Annotated in this window: 1 protein-coding gene; it reads left to right on the plus strand. The window is 74.6% G+C overall.

The window, feature by feature from the left end:
* Positions 1–761, plus strand: a 761-nt coding sequence (locus AC6EUL_RS22865) for a PhnA-like protein (protein WP_499872906.1), incomplete at both ends; no start/stop codon positions are given.

Raw genomic sequence — 761 nt, forward strand, 5'->3', positions numbered from 1 at the left:
CTGAACCAGGTCTCCTGGGGCGCCATCTTCGCCGGCGCCGTCACCGCCCTGGTGACCCAGGTCATCCTCAACATGGTCGGGGTGGGCGTCGGCCTGTCCAGCGTCGGACCCGTGGCCGCCGACAACCCGGCCGCCTCGACGCTCTCGCTGAGCGCCGGCCTCTGGTTCGTGGGCTCGGGCGTGGTTGCTTCCCTGGCGGGCGGCCTCATCGCCGGGCGCCTCTCGGGCAAGCCCGTCACGGGCGCGGCCGGCCTGCACGGGCTGGTCTCCTGGGCGGTGACCACCCTGGTGGTGCTCTACCTCCTGACCTCGGCCGCCGGCGGCCTCATCGGGGGCGCCTTCTCGGGCGTGACCAGCACGCTGGGCGGGGCCGGCTCGCTGGTGGGCGGCACGGTGCAGACCGCCGCGCAGGCCGCGGCTCCGTCGCTGTCGAAGATCTCCAACCCCCTGGACGGCATCGAGCAGTCGGTGCGCAACCAGGCGGCCGGCCAGGACCCGCAGGCGGCCAAGGACGCCGCCGTGGCCGCCATCCGGGCGCTGTTCACCGGTGACCCGGCCCAGAAGGCCCAGGCCGAGACCCGCGCGGCCGACGCCCTGGCCAAGGCCCAGGGCATCCCGGTCGACCAGGCCAAGGCCCAGATCCAGGACTACCGCAAGCAGTACGACGAGACCGTCGCGACCGCCAAGGTGAAGGCGGAAGCCGCGGCCGTCGCCGCCAAGTCCGCCGCCACCCAGGGCGCCTTCTACGGCGCGCTCGCCCT

It is taken from the genome of Methylobacterium sp. 001424705, assembly GCF_059816145.1.